This window comes from Natronorubrum marinum (assembly GCF_052040125.1).
Classification (GTDB): domain Archaea; phylum Halobacteriota; class Halobacteria; order Halobacteriales; family Natrialbaceae; genus Natronorubrum.
This window is the reverse complement of record NZ_JBPPFV010000006.1, coordinates 1-14,923: the sequence shown is the minus strand read 5'-3', so window position 1 is coordinate 14,923 and position 14,923 is coordinate 1. Positions and strand designations below refer to the sequence as shown.

The following is a 14,923-nucleotide window of genomic DNA, read 5'->3' as shown; positions in this document are numbered from 1 at the left end:
GCTGTGCCGTAGGTTTCAGTCCGAGTAGGCCGCGAGCGTCATCTGCGAGGTTTTCTCGCTCGTCTCGCGGTGGACTGTGGCGCTGTCACTGGCGCTCCCGTTCCGTGGTGAGTCATCGCATTCCGGTTCCCAAGGAACGCTCTCTCCCCATGGATCTACGCGACCGGCGATATTCGCGGCCGCGTTGATATCTGCTTGAAACTTTGTGATGTGACAGTCGTCGTTCGTACACTTGAACTCCGCTTGCGATCCACGACGCCCGATGTGACCGCAGGCGTGGCAAGTTTGGGATGTGTAGCGCGGGTTCACGAACTCGACCAGAATACCGGCTTCGGTGGCCTTGTCTTCGATTCGACCCTGAAGACGGGCGAACGCCCACGAGTGCAGGCGTCGGTTCATGTACTTGCCGTAGTCCAAGTTCTCACGGATGTACGACAAGTCCTCCATTACGATTACCGGGTCGTCAAAAGACTCGACATATTCGACCGCCTTTCGAGACGCCTTCTCAACGATATCTGTTAAGGCGTTCTGGTAATGGTTGAAGCGTTCGTCAACACGCCATTCGGCGGCGTTTCGTTCCTGAAGGCGCTTCAGGGTCGTAAACATCTCTTTGCGGAGATTTCGCGCACGACTGCCGCTTTCGAGCATCGGTTTCGTCGGCGTGTTGCGCTTGAGGGCACAGCCCGTAATCAACGCGGATTCGCCGATATCGAAGCCGATGTATGTCTCGTCGCCGTCCGCCCCTGGTTCTTCGACCGAGTACGTGACGGTGACGTGCAACAGCCAGCTACTCCGGTTCTGGTGAAGCCGAATCTGTCCGACCTTGGCATCCTCGCCGAGGAGGTCGTGCCACAGCGGTTCCTGCTCGGGGTTGATCCGAAGCGGAATCCAAAAGTTCGTTCCGTAGCCCGGTAAGGGAACGTTCCAGCAAATCTCGTGGTGTCGAGATTCGTCCCGGTCGAACTTCGCGGCTTGGTTCGTGAGCCTGAGCGGGTGTTCGTCGTCGAGTTCGCGGGCGTTGTACGTTTTCCGGAGCTTTGGGACGTAGCTACACAGTGCGGCCTTCGCCTGATACGGTAGGTCGAACGGCGTTACTACGTCGGATACGCCGTTCATCGTATCGGCACCGGAGTTGAACGCATCGTGCAACGCCTCGCGGTAGGTGGAGAGAAGACGACGGATTCGCACCGCTTTCCCTTGTGTCGGTGGGGCAAGCGTTGCCTCGAGTGTTTTCGTCACCTCCTCTGCCATACACATTTATACACATTCACCACACTTATACATTGCGGAGTTGTAGCATGACGTGATGCAACGGAAGCAGATAACGATTCGAGAGGATCAGGTCGAATGGATCGACGAAAATCACATCAACCTATCCAGCCTCGTAAGAGGCTGTATCGACGAACGTATGGAATCCAGTTCAGCCGATTAACGGTGGCTGCGTGGTCGATTGACGCGATCCACGCCCGCTCTAAAGAGCAAGATTCCCTCGCTGTTTAAAGATAGAACAACCGGAGTTCATTTTTCCGAAGTGACAACACTGTCCCGGTCGTCGCCTCGAGTATCAATTTGTGAGATGTGCATATATAATAGTAACTACTAAGTAGCCCCCGACGAATGGAGTAGTATGCGCCGGGAAAACGGCGCAACGGTGACCACCTATGCCGAGAAACCCACTACCGGAAACGGTCAAACGGGCGAATCGGGCGGACGAACAACTCGCTGACGCCGACTCGGACTCGAGCGACGAGTTCGACCAGCGCCCGGCACTCGAGACACTCACACTCGAGCACCCGGACGCGAACGCGCTGTGTCTGGCCGAAGCCGGCCACGACGGTGCTGCGTGGATCGAAGCCGACGCGAATGCCGTCGTCGATCTATACGAGGTGGCCTAGATGTCCGTCCAGGCGGATTTCGATAGCTTCGGCGTGGACGACGCCGAAACGCGGTCGTACGACCCCGACAAGCTCTCGGCCGACAATGAGGACTACCAGCATTCGGGCGTCCTCGATTACTTCCACAACGAGCGCGGGATGGCTGCCGAGCGTATCGCTCGCGAGGTCTTCGACGGCGAGGTGTCCGGCGAGACGATTCGTCACTGGCTCGTCGAACACGGCCTGAAAGCGCCGGCTGGCACACTCCTGAGCCGCTCTGGACACACCGGGGCGTCACCGATGGTCCTACTGGGCGAGTTAGCACGCGAAAACGGCGACTCGATGCTCGAGACTCCACTAGACGATCTCCTCGAGCGATACGCCGACGAAGTCTCGCGCCGATCGACGTTGCCCAACGAAGGTTGATAGGTTAGGAGTCCGAACAGTCGACGCAACGTGCGCGACGGTCTCACATGACAGTGTGACGCGGTTCGATTCCGCGGCGTACCATCGTGCCAAACGGCACAACACCCCTGCTATGGACGCAACACAGGCAGCAGTCGACCGAGCGATCGGCGACTGTACGACCGAGATGAACAGTGATAGTAGCGACCAGCCAACCGACCTGCAGAACGTCTCCTCCGAGGGCGACCGGTTCGCCGTCGACGAGATTGACGAGGCGATCGAGCCGCTCGAGCTGCCCGAAGACTGGACCGAGACCGACCTCACAGACGAGTCGGTCGAAATCGAAGGGCTCGACAACGGAGTCGAGATCGAGGAGGTCGATCTCGAATGAGTACCGAGTCCAAAGCCGACGAGACGCAGTCCGTCGACGAGCCAGAGCCTGAGTCAGAACCAGAACCGCAGCCGGAAGCTGAAGAAAAAGAAAACGAAGAGGAAGCCGACCCAACGCCGGATCTCGCAACCGAGAGTGGCGGGTTCGCGTGCAAGGCAACTGCCGGCGACCTGCTCGCGTTTTTCGAGCAGTACACGCCGATTCTCGACGAGATGAAACTCCATCTCGAGTCCGACGGCCTGGAAGGGCGTGGCGTCGATCCGGCGAACGTCGGGATGGTCGACCAACAACTCGACGCGGCCGCGTTCGACCACTACTCGAGTACGGGCGGACTGATCGGGCTGGATCTCTCCCGGATCACGGACATCCTGAGTCTCGGCGAGGCCAGCGACCCGGTGTCGCTGGAACTCGACCAGGAGACGCGCAAACTCGAGATCGTAATCGACGGGCTCGAGTACACGCTCGCGCTGATCGACCCCGATAGCATCCGGCAGGAACCGGACATCCCGGATCTCGAGTTGCCCGCGTCGGTGACACTCGAGGGCAAGGACATCCACCGGGCGGTCAAAGCCGCCGATATGGTCTCCGATCACATGCGATTCGAGACCCGGCAGAACGACGCTGGGGAGGACGCATTTGTCGTCAGCGCCCAAGGCGACACCGACGACGTCGTCCTTGATCTCACGCGCGAGGACGTGATCGACCTCGAGATGGGCGACGGTGACGCGCTGTTCTTGCTGGACTACCTCAAGGATCTCTCGAAAGAGATCCCCGCGAACGCAGAGGTAACCCTCGAACTCGGCAACGAGATGCCGGTGTTCATCCAGTTCGAACATGTCGAGGACGACGACGAAGAGAAAGACGACGCGTTCCACGGCGAAGTCACGCAAATGCTCGCACCGCGTATCAGCTCGGAGGACTGACCATGTCGGAGTGCAAATCAGCAGTCGACGACATTCAGCCCGAAGAGTGGATTGCAGACGTACTTCTCTCGCTTCGCGAGGGCGACGAAGTCTACATCAACGGACGCGACAGGCCGTTCACTGTCGAATCTCGAGAGTGGGACGACAGAGAAAGCGGCTACTGGCGATACACGCTGTCGGGCTACGGAACCGAGTACGGCGGCGTCGTGGATCCAGGGAAGAAACACACCGAGAAGTCCGTCTCGAGTTTTACGACCAACGCTGGATCGACGATTTTCCCGGTCAAAGCCGAACGTGACCCAGAGGGAGATCAGATCGTCTCGGACACACGCGCAGACGAATGGCTCGCGGAGGCTGGTATCGATGTCCGATAGCGAACCTCGCTCGAGCGGAACTGAACGAACAGCCGACGAGTGGGAGCAGTATCTCGAAGAGCATCCAGATGAAGTTCTGATGTACATCGACGAGGATTACTCCATTCACACGTTCGAGCACGAACCAGAGAAGGACGAACTCTGTTTCCTCGTCGGAGGGACTCGTGGCTACGACTACGACGGCTCTCGTACCGCTCTCGAGTCTTTCGCCGACGACGATTCGGACATCCATAAGCTGGTTCCGCGCGATAAAGAGCACGCCGAACGGAAGGCTCTCTGCGACGGTGAGTTCGAGACTCCTTCGGAGTGGGCTGAGTGTTCACTACACGCGGAAAGCGAGCAAGGTGAGTCCGATGCAGAGTGAGCAGCAAACGCGAAATATCGGCGAAGAGGGTATCACGTTCGCCGCACAGATCGACGACGGTGCGATCATGTCGTTTGCCTACGGAACGGACACCGCACGCACCCTGTGTCGGTCACTGCAACTCGGACTCAGCGCCGACGAACTGTTGGATCACTCCACCCGTGACCGTCGCGACAAAGTGCGGGCGCTCGCGAACGCGCTCGGCTACGCAGTTGGGGAGATCGAATCCGGGTCACGGTCACCGTCGGCGGTGACGACGACCACTGACTCTGACTCCGAGGCCCGACTGCTCGAGGAAGAGTGGCCCTACGAACACGTCGAACCGGAGGAGGTCGAACGGAATCTCTCCTACCAGGAGGCAAAAGAACTCCGACAGGAACTCGAGGACCTCCGATCGACGATCGACGACTGGGCGTGTGACGAGTGCGAAGAGCGGAAATCGGTCTGCTACAATCCAGCATCGGGCAATGATCGGTGCCGAGTCTGTGCCGGCTTCGAGGATCCAGACACAGACGCAGACACGGAGGCCGAACCATGAGTTCGGGATCAGCTGACCACCGGCTCTCGGAGGGCGTCCGTGTCGAGTTCCAGACGGCAGATTCGACAAGCCCCAACCGCGGTCGGATCACGGAGATCGACGGCCACCAACTCCTGATCAACTGGGCCGACGAGACCGAGTGGATCGACCAGGAACAGATCACGTCGATTCTCGAGCGCAACCAGCACACCGAGCGGATGTCTCGCGAGGATGTCCCCGGCAAGCCGGGCTACGAACTCGAAATCGACGAGAACGTCGACGCGTCGCTCGCGGACGCGCTCAAGACGGCCGCGGTCGCGAACGAGGGATATCTCGAGGCCCTACTCGCCGCGGAGTTGGCGTCGTTCCGGCTTGAACGAGGTGTGCACGACGATGAGTGACTCGAGCGGCAACGCCTCGAGCGATATCTATCGCGACGACCGGAACTACGACAAGTGCAAGTGGGAACGCGCGTGGGGAGAGTTCAACGCCGCCCTTCACGCAGATGTAGATTCGAACGATGTTCTCCAAAGGCTCGGTGCAGACATCGACAGCACCGAGAAAGAGGTTCTGAACGAGATCATCGAGACGTTCAACGAGATCGCCGAGAAGCACAACGTCGAGTCGTTCGACGAGTGCTGGAACGGCGAGGTAGAGGAGTGCGACGATCACTCACTACAGGCGGCTACTGACGGCGACGGAGGCGATTCGTGATGTCGTCGAGCAATCCGGAACAGCAGATAATCGAAGGGATGGAGGATCTGGTAGAGGATGCTCGTGGGGGCGCAGTGGTTGACCTACTCCCGAAGCGGACCAATGAAACCGTGGCTATCGGCCTTTCCGTGGCTGTTGACGCCCTCCACGACCAAAACGAGGAGGTGGCGAAAGCAGCGTTAGAAATCGCTGCTAACGAACTCGAGGGGCGTTCACTACACGCGGACATGGAGCAGCCGGACGGTGATCTCGATGAATAAACAGATCACCCGCCCCGACGCCGATCGACGCGACCGGCTTCCACCCGAGGAAGCCCGCGCGAGTAAGTACACAGCACTCAAGAACGGCGCGACGATGGGGACGATCTGCGAGTACGAAGTCGACGACTGGTCGTGGGTCGTGATCACCGACGTTCCCGAGAAAACGTGGGGCGATATCTTCGACGAAAATGACGACCGAGCAGACGAGAACGTCGTCCGGTTCCTGAGCCTCGAGAAACTCACCGACGACGAGTTCGCGCTGTTCGAGGACTGCGTCGGCTGTTATGAACACGTCGTCACTGCACGACAGTTCACTGATCACGAAGGCGCTGGCAACTACGTGCGCCGGTCGGACTTCTGCAAGAAGTTCACCGCACTCGGACCGCTCCACCCGGAGCACAGGTCCACGCCCGGAGGTGACGATCATGGCGACGAGTGACCCGAACGCAGACGCCGAACAGATCGTCAATGCGAAAACAACTCGAGAGGACTGGAACGACCGCTATCAGCGAATCGTCGAACTCTTCGAAGCGACCGAAGACAAATCGGAGTTCGACGGCGGTCACCGAATCCCGTCCGATGACGAGCCGTACGTACTCCACACCCGTCACGAAGCCCCGTTGCGACCGGATGCCGACGACGAACACAAGTGGACGATCATGCTGAATCCGTGGCCCAGTCCGAGTCAGCGAACGGCGTGGGTTGTGGACGGGGAACCGCTACTCCCGAAGGAAACAGCCCACGGTGCGTCCGAGGGCGGAATCGCCGCGAACGACCGTGATCTCGAGGACGTCCATTCCGGGCGTGCCGTCGTCTGTGTCTCACTGACGAAAGTCGCAGGGATTCACTCTCGAGGCGAGACCTGGATCCACTGCGACGAAGAGATCGAAGTTCAGTTCGATAACGTCCTCGACGAGCTGGAGAACGAAGCCGGAATCGGTACGCACGAGGGTGAGCGATGAGCGACCGCGGATACGAGTACGTCGCCCACCGACCGGATTCGTTCGGCGAGACGACCTTCGACACCCGTCACGACGCTGTCGGCCACGCGGCGATACTCTCCCGGCACACCAACTCAGAGGGCGCGTTCGAGGTGTTCGCCCGCCGGAAGACTCGCGAACCGATGACGAACGACGCCCTGTGGCGAGCCCGGATCACCGACAAAAGCAGCGACGAGGAACACGTCGGCTGGACGCTGCTGTACGAAACGCGCTCGTTCGCGACCGAGGCGGCCTACCGATACATGCTGATGAACCATCTCGATGAGGTGTCGGTCTCGAGTATGCCCTGGTACGGCGAGGACTACCGACAGGTCGGGGCGCTCGAGGGCGGGTCTGATGATCAGTACCCGATCTACGTCGGCTTCGACGAGGAGGGCGAGGCGCTCGAGCACGACGCGAACCAACTGCAGTACGCCCACCACGTCACGAACACGACGCTGAATCGGCTCGACCGACAGGAGCAAGAGCCAGAGCCAGACCCGGAGGTAGCTGAACATGCCGAGTAGTGAAAACGACGACCGAGAACGCGAGCGCACACTCGAAGACGTTCTCGAGAACCCAGCCGACGACCTCGAGTCGACGGTCTTTCTCTGGATTTCTCCCGAGGATATGGACGACTCGATACTCGCCGTTCGACGAGCGTCTCTGGTCTCTCTGGTCGCTCGCGACGCGGACCGACTGCTCGTCGAAGCGCGGGAAGGCGAAGACGTCGAGTCACTAATCGAGTTCGAAGGCCGGGAGAACGTCGAGCTAGCGTACGGGAGCCGATACTCCGAACGTGACGCCGGCCACTTCGAACGGATCCGTATGGCGGAGCGTGATCTCGAGCGATAAATACCTACGAGCCTATTTATGTTCACAGAAGCAACGCTCGTTATTGAATGACAGCTTCCGTTGATACCACTGAGAAATACATCGAACAACTAGATGAAGATGCAGACAAAATTGTATCTAAGATAGATCAACTCTACAATGACGCAGAGAAAGGTCACAAAGTCGTAGGCAACTCTCTTCCAGTGGGAGCAGCAGACAGAGGCCGCACAAAACCAATGTGGGAAGATCCAAAAGGAAAAAACAAAGAACTCCAAGATAATCTGAAACAAGAATATGAATCGTGGTACGCTAGGGCTGAGGAACTTGTTTCGACGCACCTCCCGCAGCGACTTGACGAGTTCGAAAAGAAGCGGACAAAAGTAAAAGAATACATTCGATTGGACGTGAATGCAAAATTCAAGCCGGAAAGATACGTTAATAGCGCAACAGAACACTTCTCAGAACAGCGAAATCTCGTCAAAGCGATTCCGGGGAAGATTAAAGCGGAAAAATTGAGCCTCCGACGCCAAATCTCGGACACTTTCTCCAAAGATGAGTTATTACAAGCTCGAGAGCTTCTTGATGAAGGTCTTGCCCGAGCAGCAGGAGTCCTTGCAGGAGTAGCGATAGAACGCCATCTTCAACTTGAATGCGATGAATCGGACCTTAAGTATAATCACAATGACGGGATTGCCAGCCTCGCTCAAACATTATACGAGGGTGATGAAATCGCCAAAACCACCTTGAGTAATCTGGAAACATTGGGCCAAATCAGAAATGATTGCGCTCACGCGAATCAACAGCAACCGAACAAACACAAGGTTCGGAAACTCATCGACGACACTGACGATTACATACGAGGCCGCGGTATTTAGTCGAACAACCTACGACTGATTACGAGATTTGCTGCTCTTTCCGAATCGCAACCAGATCACCAGCCAATCGGCTAGCATTAGCCCCCGCAGACGTGCCGTCGTCTCTCGAGATCGCGATCATGCCAGGCGCTGGATGACAGGGCGCTCGATCGCCTTCGTTGAAGCCGGCGTCCTCCGCAGGCGGCAGTTGGACCTGATACCCGTGGCCGGCGATTCGGACGGTCGCATCCATCGCTCGATACACGCTGTTAGTGTCCTCCGCTGCGGCGACGACGAGTTCTGCTCTCTCTTCGACCGACACCGTATCGAGAGCCACTACGAGTAGGAGGTGATCGAACGCGTACACGCGAACGTCGGCTAGCGCGGTTGCCTCCCCATCGGCGTCCTCTTCGACGAGCCCCGACGCTCGAGCGGGCTTCGTGATCTGCAACGCGAGACCGTCAGCGCCGGAGGACTTGATCTGGTTCGCCATGACGTTAGCACTTAGTGCTAACCAAAGAATCTTCGGGTCCGAACCCCCTCTCGCTCCGCTCGCCGGACCCTCGAGCGGTTGGCGTAGCGAACTCCTTTGGCGACGGACTGTCTGCCTACAGGTATGAGCGACAGCACACACCCCTCTCCCGGCAGTACGGATACCGAACCGAATCCAGACGACCAAGCCGAACGGATCACGGTCGGCGTCGACGGCTACGATCTCCCGGTCGTCGACGTACTCACGGGCCGGGGATTCATCACCGGCAAATCCGGCTCCGGGAAGTCAAACACCGCGAGCGTCGTAATCGAACAGCTCCTCGAGAACGGCTTTCCCTGCCTGATCGTCGATACGGACGGCGAGTACTACGGGCTCAAGGAACGCTTCGAAATGCTCCACGTCGGGGCCGACGAAGAGTGTGACCTGCAGGTCGGCCCGGAGCACGCCGAGAAACTAGCCGAACTCGCACTCGAGCAGAACATCCCGATCATCCTCGACGTCTCGGGGTATCTCAACACTGACGATGCCAACGCCTTGGTCCGGGAGACGGCCCGCCACCTATTCACCAAAGAGAAGAAACTCAAGAAGCCGTTCCTCCTGGTCGTCGAAGAGATCCACGAGTACGTTCCCGAGAGCAGTGGCCTCGACGACACCGGACAAATGCTCGTCAAGATCGGCAAGCGTGGACGCAAACACGGACTCGGTATCGTCGGGATCTCACAGCGACCGGCCGATGTCAAGAAGGATTTCATCACGCAGGCCAACTGGCTCGTCTGGCATCGACTGACGTGGGAGAACGACACCAAAGTCGTCGGTCGGGTCGCCGACACCGAGTATCGCGACCGCGTTGCCGATCTCCAAGATGGAGAGGCGTTCGTCCAGGCCGACTGGAACGCGTCGATCGATCGGGTCCAGTTCACACGCAAGCGCACGTTCGACGCGGGTGCGACACCGGGACTCGAGGAGTTCGAACGCCCGGATCTCAAATCCGTCTCGGAGGACCTCGTGGACGATCTCGAGGAAATAAGTGATCGCGAACAGCGCCGACAGGATCGGGTCACCCAACTCGAGCGGACGGTCAACGCTAAAGACGAACGAATCGAGGAACTGGAACAGCGCCTCGAGAATCAAGACGATATCGCAGACGCCGCAACACAAATGGCCGACGCACTGGCCCAACATGGCGGGGACAGTGGAGCAACCGAACCCGTCTCGGAGACGATCGAGGAAAAGAACCGCCTCGAGCGCGAGCTCTCCGAACGCGAAAGTCGAATCGGGGATCTCGAAGCGCAGGTCGAACAGCTACAGTCCGAACTCGAGGACCGACCGACCGTCGACGATCCCGAAATGGCTCGCGAAGCGACCGAACGACTCGCCGATGCGTTCGGGATCTCCGAGGACGACGACGGCGAGAAGTGGCGGCGGAAGTACGAGCAAGCACGGGAGCGGATCGACGATCTCGAGAACGCCCGTACGAAGCCAAAGAGCCTCGAGACAAACACCCTCGAAAATCCGAAGGTGAAACGCTACGTCCGAGAGATGCAATCTCGAGTCGATGATCTGGACGACTATCAGCGAGGGATGCTGCGCTACTACATGATCGAAGGGCCGGACTCGAGCACCGAGGCGTACAAGTACGCAGGTGGGTCGCCGACCTCGAGTGCTCGGAACAAGAAAAACAACGCCCTCGAAGACGCTGGATTCATCGAGACGGTCGAACGCGGCGAGTACGATTACGCGCTTCGCGAACACGCACAGACCAAACTCGGTGACCACTTCGACGCCGAGACGGTCTCGGCGGCCGTCGCGGAGATCGAACGGACGATCGACGATATCGTGATGGGCGGCGAAGGCGAGTAGCACCCGATAACCTAACCAATTTCTTAGACGTTCGACAGATTAATTACCGCTGGTTGTGACAATCGTAATAACTGTCCTCACGAATCGGACAGCGACCGTCGGATCTGCCGGCGGTGTACCGTACGTCGTAAATCAACACCCCTGCACCGCCAGCAATGTACATGTCACCGCAGCGGCGGGCACAGTCTCGAGCACTCGCGCTCGCGGCCATGCTCGTCGTCTCACTGTTCGCACTCACAGTCGTTCCAACCGGCCTTGGGGCCGAACCAACCAGCATCGATACCGACCAGAGCGCCACCACTGCCGCGCTCGAGTCGTCGATCACGACCACCGACACAGACGAAGACATCGACGATTTCGAGGGCGACGGCGACCCCGTCGAACTCGACGTTGACGACACGGAATACTTCCACTACGACGGCGAAGAACACGGCGACCTCTACTACCTGATCGGTGATCTGAACGAACAGGTCTACGTCTACGACGAGGATTTCACCCTCCTCGAGACCCACGCCCTCGAGTACGATCCCGCCGGAATAACCCGCTTCGACGGACAGTGGGTGATCTCGAGTTGGGACACCGACCAGCTCTATATCTATGATGACGACGCCTTCGAAGACCCCGAGACGGTCGACCTCGCCGATCACGACGTGGGCGGAGTGTCGACGACACCGTGGAACATCGATAGCTCCGACGGCCAACTCTACGTCACCGATCACGAGGAGATCGTCGCCTTCGACGCCGACTACGAGGTCACCGACCGGATCCAGACCGACCTCGAGACGGCGAAAGGACTCCATGCAATCGACGATCGGCTCTTCCTCATGGACAGCGATACGGACCCGACCGTCTACGAGTACGATCTCGATGGGAACGAAGTCGCCACGTACGACGCCCCACCGGACTACGGCGACACGTACGACGAGTCGACGAAGGGGCTAATGCTACTCGGCGGCGACTGGTACGTCCATCCCTCCGATCTCGATTCGAACCTGTATCGGTTCCCCGCCACGGTCGAAGAGTCCACGTCTGCCACGCTCTCGGGGGTCGTCACCGACCAGCGCGGAGAGCCGGTCCCGAATGCAACGGTCACCGCACACGGGATTTCGGAGACAGCGTTCCCCGATCTCGATGGCACCGCCCTGGAGTCCGAAGCCGACGACCTCCTCGCAGAACTCGAGGATCCACTGCCCGACGCCTTCGACGAAAGCTACGATCTCGACGCCCACACGGACACCGACAGCACCTACGCGCTGATCCACGAGAGCAACGATTGGGGCGTCGGGACGAATACGATCATCGAGTCGAGTATCGACGACCCACGCGTGACCGTCGACGACAATCAGCAGGTCGTCATCTCGCTGTGGGATCCCGCCGAAGACGGCGGCTGGATCGAAAATCAGGTCGACCAGAGTTTCTACGGGGCGACCACCGAGGGAACGGTCGTCATCGAGCAACTGTCGCCGACCGGCGAAATCACGGACACGCGCACGCTCGAGACCGAACCAATCGCGTCGACGACCGGCGCGAACCCACTCTCGACGACCGAACATCACGGCGTCCGAACCACCTTGCCGCCGGGCGTCTACCGGGCCTTCCCGGAGGACAACGACGCGGGCGGCTACCCGTTCACAGTTGGGTCACCCGACGAAATCGCGAGCGGGTTCGCAGACGACCTTCGGGACGACGCCGATCAGTTAACCGAACGAGCGGAACGGATCGCCGACCTCGAAGCCGACGAGACGCTGGTTCGCGAGACCACCCAGGCCGACGCCAACGGCGAGTTCGAACTCGAGATAGACGAAACGGTCGCGACGGCCACGGTCCAGCCACTCGGCACGCCGGGTGACACACTCCAAACGTTGGAGACACTCGAGGAGCCGACGGTAGCCGATCTCCAAGCACTGGACCACGATGGGGCCTTCTACCTCCCGACACCCACCGCACAGACGTACGCCCCACCCGAGGACGACCTCGAACTCACTGTCTATCGGACGCCCGATCTCCCGTTCGCCGAACTCGAGGCGTACGAGGACCTCCACGCAGAACTCGAGGACGCCCTGCTGAACCAGAACCTCTCCGAACTGGACGGTTGGGACGAACATCTCGCGGAGATGGATCACGAGCGGCGTGGGGAACTCGAGGACGCCTTCGGTGACCTCCTCGAAGGCAGCGAGGACGAACTCGAGAATGGAGATGATCCGGACCTCGAGACGATTCTGGACCGCCTGGACGACCTCGAGAACACGATCGACGTTGGCGGGGGCGTGATCGACGAGTCAGACCAGGAGTTCGATATCTCGTGGACGCTCCCCGATGATATCACCGACGAGGTGACCATCGTCGCCCACACGGACGCAGGCGAGACCCACACCGTCGACGACGAGTACTGGACACTCGAGTCGGGCGGGCTCTTCGACGATCCGACAGTCACGCTCGAGGAACACCCGTTCGATGACCAGACGGCAGTCGCCAACTACGAAATTCATATCGCAGACGGTGTGTCCTATGGGTCGGACAGCGTCTCCGCGCCGAATCCAGCGTTCGACGGTGAGATTCCAGACCTCGAAACGCTCTCGTTTTCGACGCTCTCCCCCGCAGCGGGCGAACGCGTCTCGCTGGACGTTCGGACTGCAGCGGATAGCACGGCCGACGTGATCGACGCCGACGTGATCGGTCCTGACGACGAGACGATCACCGCGGAGATCGACGCCACCGACGATCGCGTTGCGTTCGAAGCCACAGGCGACGGCGTCCATCACGTCCGACTCACACTCGAGAGCGCGAGCGGCCACGAGTTCACGGTCACCGAACGCCTACACGCGTCCGACCGCGCACTCCCCGATCACGCGACCGTCCGAGCGGGTACGTCCGCCGTGGGCGACTACGCAGTCACGGGCGATACGCTCACGGACGCCCGACTCAAGACTGACGGGGACAGTATCGACGTGACAGCCGTCATCGACCCCGACGAGAATCTCGGTGAGCTGCACGTCCAGCCCGACCCGGTGCTTTCGGGGAACGACCACGAGTTCGATATCTCGATCGTCGAAGGGCCAGACGAGATGCCGGTCAACAGCAACGTGGCCGTGACGGTCCATCTCGAGAACTACGACCCCGACTCGGCGGTTCATTGGCGAAACAGTGATGCAATCACCGTCGACGGTGACACACGCTACGGCGAAGTGCTCACGCGAAACGACGGCGAGAAACACCTGTTGATGACCTACACGGACGGCAACGGCGAACTGGAGTCACTCGAGATCACCGAAGACGCCGGCTGGACCGATCGGGTGTGGCACCGATTAGATCGTTCGATACCGACGATCACGTGGCTCCCGACGATCGGTAACGCGCTCCTGGTGGTCGTCGAGACGGTGCTTACAGTGGCTGCAGAATCAGCGACGATCACGCCAAGATAATCAGTCGGTTCAGTATGGTATAGATACTACATATAGTAGTGAGGTAGACCGATTGCAATAGAGCATATCAATGTCCGTGTTGAATTATACCCCAACGTTATCATAGGGTTTCATAGAAGAGTTATAACTGACGATAACGGACTATGAGTGGAAGAGTCATGGGAGCTAATAGCACATACGAGAATCCAGCTGTACAGTACGATTCAGCATCGTGGCTTATATCGGCCGTTGGTGCACTACTAGGAATCTCCGGGGTTGCATACATTGTTACGCACCCAGAGCCTGCGATCGTCTGGGTAACGGAACTCGCGCTTGTCAGTATACCGTCGGCGGCAATTGTGTATGGTGGGTATTGGATCGCAGCGAACCACGTTCCCCAGGAAGATGGGTGGGATATCGCAAAGTGGTGTGTTCTCGGAGCAGTTGTTGCAGCACTGCCTCTCTTTGGATACATTCGTGCTGAGCAAATTGGCGGAGAAGCTGTAATCAACCCCGAACTGCTTGTAATTCTCGGAGCACTCGGTGGAGGAGTAGTAGCCCTGTTTGCGGCGATCTCTAACGAGCGATATCATTTAGATATCGCTACTAGCACCCACGATGACGTTCAACTGATCAGTGTTGATTCGGAGCCGTTCTCTACTGAGGCACAGACGCTCGC

The 14,923-nt window shown here is 59.1% G+C and carries 20 protein-coding genes; 18 read left to right on the top strand and 2 right to left on the bottom strand.

Going from position 1 to position 14,923, the window contains the following annotated elements:
* Nucleotides 1-15: 15 nt before the first annotated feature.
* The gene (locus tag ACSFC5_RS22645; RefSeq protein WP_440767478.1) at nucleotides 16-1,251 is read right to left on the bottom strand and encodes an RNA-guided endonuclease TnpB family protein; all 1,236 of its coding nucleotides are present in this window, start codon (nucleotides 1,249-1,251) and stop codon (nucleotides 16-18) included.
* 410 nt (nucleotides 1,252-1,661) lie between these two features.
* Here ACSFC5_RS22645 and ACSFC5_RS22640 point away from each other — a divergent pair, with 410 nt between their 5' ends.
* The 15 genes from ACSFC5_RS22640 to ACSFC5_RS22570 all read left to right on the top strand — a co-directional run bounded on the left by ACSFC5_RS22640 (nucleotide 1,662) and on the right by ACSFC5_RS22570 (nucleotide 8,511).
* On the top strand, nucleotides 1,662-1,895 hold the full coding sequence (locus ACSFC5_RS22640) for a hypothetical protein (protein WP_440767477.1): 234 nt from the start codon (nucleotides 1,662-1,664) through the stop codon (nucleotides 1,893-1,895).
* Nucleotides 1,896-2,300, top strand: a complete 405-nt coding sequence (locus ACSFC5_RS22635; RefSeq protein WP_440767476.1) for a hypothetical protein — start codon at nucleotides 1,896-1,898, stop codon at nucleotides 2,298-2,300.
* Between the two features lie 112 nt (nucleotides 2,301-2,412).
* Nucleotides 2,413-2,670 (top strand): hypothetical protein, encoded by a 258-nt coding sequence (locus ACSFC5_RS22630; protein ID WP_440767475.1) that lies wholly within the window; start codon nucleotides 2,413-2,415, stop codon nucleotides 2,668-2,670.
* Nucleotides 2,667-3,593, top strand: a complete 927-nt coding sequence (locus ACSFC5_RS22625) for a DNA polymerase sliding clamp (protein WP_440767474.1) — start codon at nucleotides 2,667-2,669, stop codon at nucleotides 3,591-3,593. Before ACSFC5_RS22630 ends, ACSFC5_RS22625 begins: the two co-directional genes overlap by 4 nt.
* A gap of 2 nt (nucleotides 3,594-3,595) precedes the next feature.
* The gene (locus ACSFC5_RS22620; RefSeq protein WP_440767473.1) at nucleotides 3,596-3,967 is read left to right on the top strand and encodes a hypothetical protein; all 372 of its coding nucleotides are present in this window, start codon (nucleotides 3,596-3,598) and stop codon (nucleotides 3,965-3,967) included.
* On the top strand, nucleotides 3,957-4,331 hold the full coding sequence (locus ACSFC5_RS22615; RefSeq protein WP_440767472.1) for a hypothetical protein: 375 nt from the start codon (nucleotides 3,957-3,959) through the stop codon (nucleotides 4,329-4,331). Before ACSFC5_RS22620 ends, ACSFC5_RS22615 begins: the two co-directional genes overlap by 11 nt.
* Nucleotides 4,321-4,869, top strand: coding sequence for a hypothetical protein (locus ACSFC5_RS22610; RefSeq protein ID WP_440767471.1), 549 nt, complete (start codon nucleotides 4,321-4,323; stop codon nucleotides 4,867-4,869). Before ACSFC5_RS22615 ends, ACSFC5_RS22610 begins: the two co-directional genes overlap by 11 nt.
* Nucleotides 4,866-5,249 carry a hypothetical protein gene (locus tag ACSFC5_RS22605; protein ID WP_440767470.1) on the top strand — a complete coding sequence of 128 codons (384 nt, stop codon included), beginning with the start codon at nucleotides 4,866-4,868 and terminating at the stop codon, nucleotides 5,247-5,249. Before ACSFC5_RS22610 ends, ACSFC5_RS22605 begins: the two co-directional genes overlap by 4 nt.
* A complete protein-coding gene (locus ACSFC5_RS22600) occupies nucleotides 5,242-5,562 on the top strand; it encodes a hypothetical protein (protein WP_440767469.1) in 321 nt (106 codons plus the stop codon). The genes ACSFC5_RS22605 and ACSFC5_RS22600 overlap by 8 nt, the downstream gene beginning before the upstream one ends.
* Entirely contained in the window at nucleotides 5,562-5,822 is a 261-nt protein-coding gene (locus ACSFC5_RS22595) for a hypothetical protein (RefSeq protein ID WP_440767468.1), read from the top strand. Before ACSFC5_RS22600 ends, ACSFC5_RS22595 begins: the two co-directional genes overlap by 1 nt.
* Complete coding sequence (locus tag ACSFC5_RS22590; RefSeq protein WP_440767467.1) at nucleotides 5,815-6,261, top strand: hypothetical protein; 447 nt, start codon at nucleotides 5,815-5,817, stop codon at nucleotides 6,259-6,261. The genes ACSFC5_RS22595 and ACSFC5_RS22590 overlap by 8 nt, the downstream gene beginning before the upstream one ends.
* A complete protein-coding gene (locus ACSFC5_RS22585; protein WP_440767466.1) occupies nucleotides 6,248-6,784 on the top strand; it encodes a hypothetical protein in 537 nt (178 codons plus the stop codon). The genes ACSFC5_RS22590 and ACSFC5_RS22585 overlap by 14 nt, the downstream gene beginning before the upstream one ends.
* Nucleotides 6,781-7,329: a hypothetical protein gene (locus ACSFC5_RS22580; protein WP_440767465.1), complete on the top strand. Its 549-nt coding sequence runs from the start codon at nucleotides 6,781-6,783 to the stop codon at nucleotides 7,327-7,329. The genes ACSFC5_RS22585 and ACSFC5_RS22580 overlap by 4 nt, the downstream gene beginning before the upstream one ends.
* Complete coding sequence (locus ACSFC5_RS22575) at nucleotides 7,319-7,657, top strand: hypothetical protein (RefSeq protein WP_440767464.1); 339 nt, start codon at nucleotides 7,319-7,321, stop codon at nucleotides 7,655-7,657. The genes ACSFC5_RS22580 and ACSFC5_RS22575 overlap by 11 nt, the downstream gene beginning before the upstream one ends.
* Before the next feature lie 47 nt (nucleotides 7,658-7,704).
* Nucleotides 7,705-8,511: a hypothetical protein gene (locus tag ACSFC5_RS22570; protein ID WP_440767463.1), complete on the top strand. Its 807-nt coding sequence runs from the start codon at nucleotides 7,705-7,707 to the stop codon at nucleotides 8,509-8,511.
* A 19-nt stretch (nucleotides 8,512-8,530) separates the two neighbouring features.
* Here ACSFC5_RS22570 and ACSFC5_RS22565 read toward each other — a convergent pair whose 3' ends face one another.
* On the bottom strand, nucleotides 8,531-8,983 hold the full coding sequence (locus tag ACSFC5_RS22565; RefSeq protein ID WP_440767462.1) for a hypothetical protein: 453 nt from the start codon (nucleotides 8,981-8,983) through the stop codon (nucleotides 8,531-8,533).
* Between the two features lie 123 nt (nucleotides 8,984-9,106).
* Here ACSFC5_RS22565 and ACSFC5_RS22560 point away from each other — a divergent pair, with 123 nt between their 5' ends.
* From ACSFC5_RS22560 to ACSFC5_RS22550, 3 genes are all read left to right on the top strand, one after another.
* Complete coding sequence (locus ACSFC5_RS22560) at nucleotides 9,107-10,843, top strand: ATP-binding protein (protein ID WP_440767461.1); 1,737 nt, start codon at nucleotides 9,107-9,109, stop codon at nucleotides 10,841-10,843.
* 155 nt (nucleotides 10,844-10,998) lie between these two features.
* A complete protein-coding gene (locus ACSFC5_RS22555; protein WP_440767460.1) occupies nucleotides 10,999-14,265 on the top strand; it encodes a hypothetical protein in 3,267 nt (1,088 codons plus the stop codon).
* Nucleotides 14,266-14,423: 158 nt separating this feature from the next.
* On the top strand, nucleotides 14,424-14,923 hold a 500-nt coding region (locus ACSFC5_RS22550; protein ID WP_440767459.1), incomplete at its 3' end, for a hypothetical protein.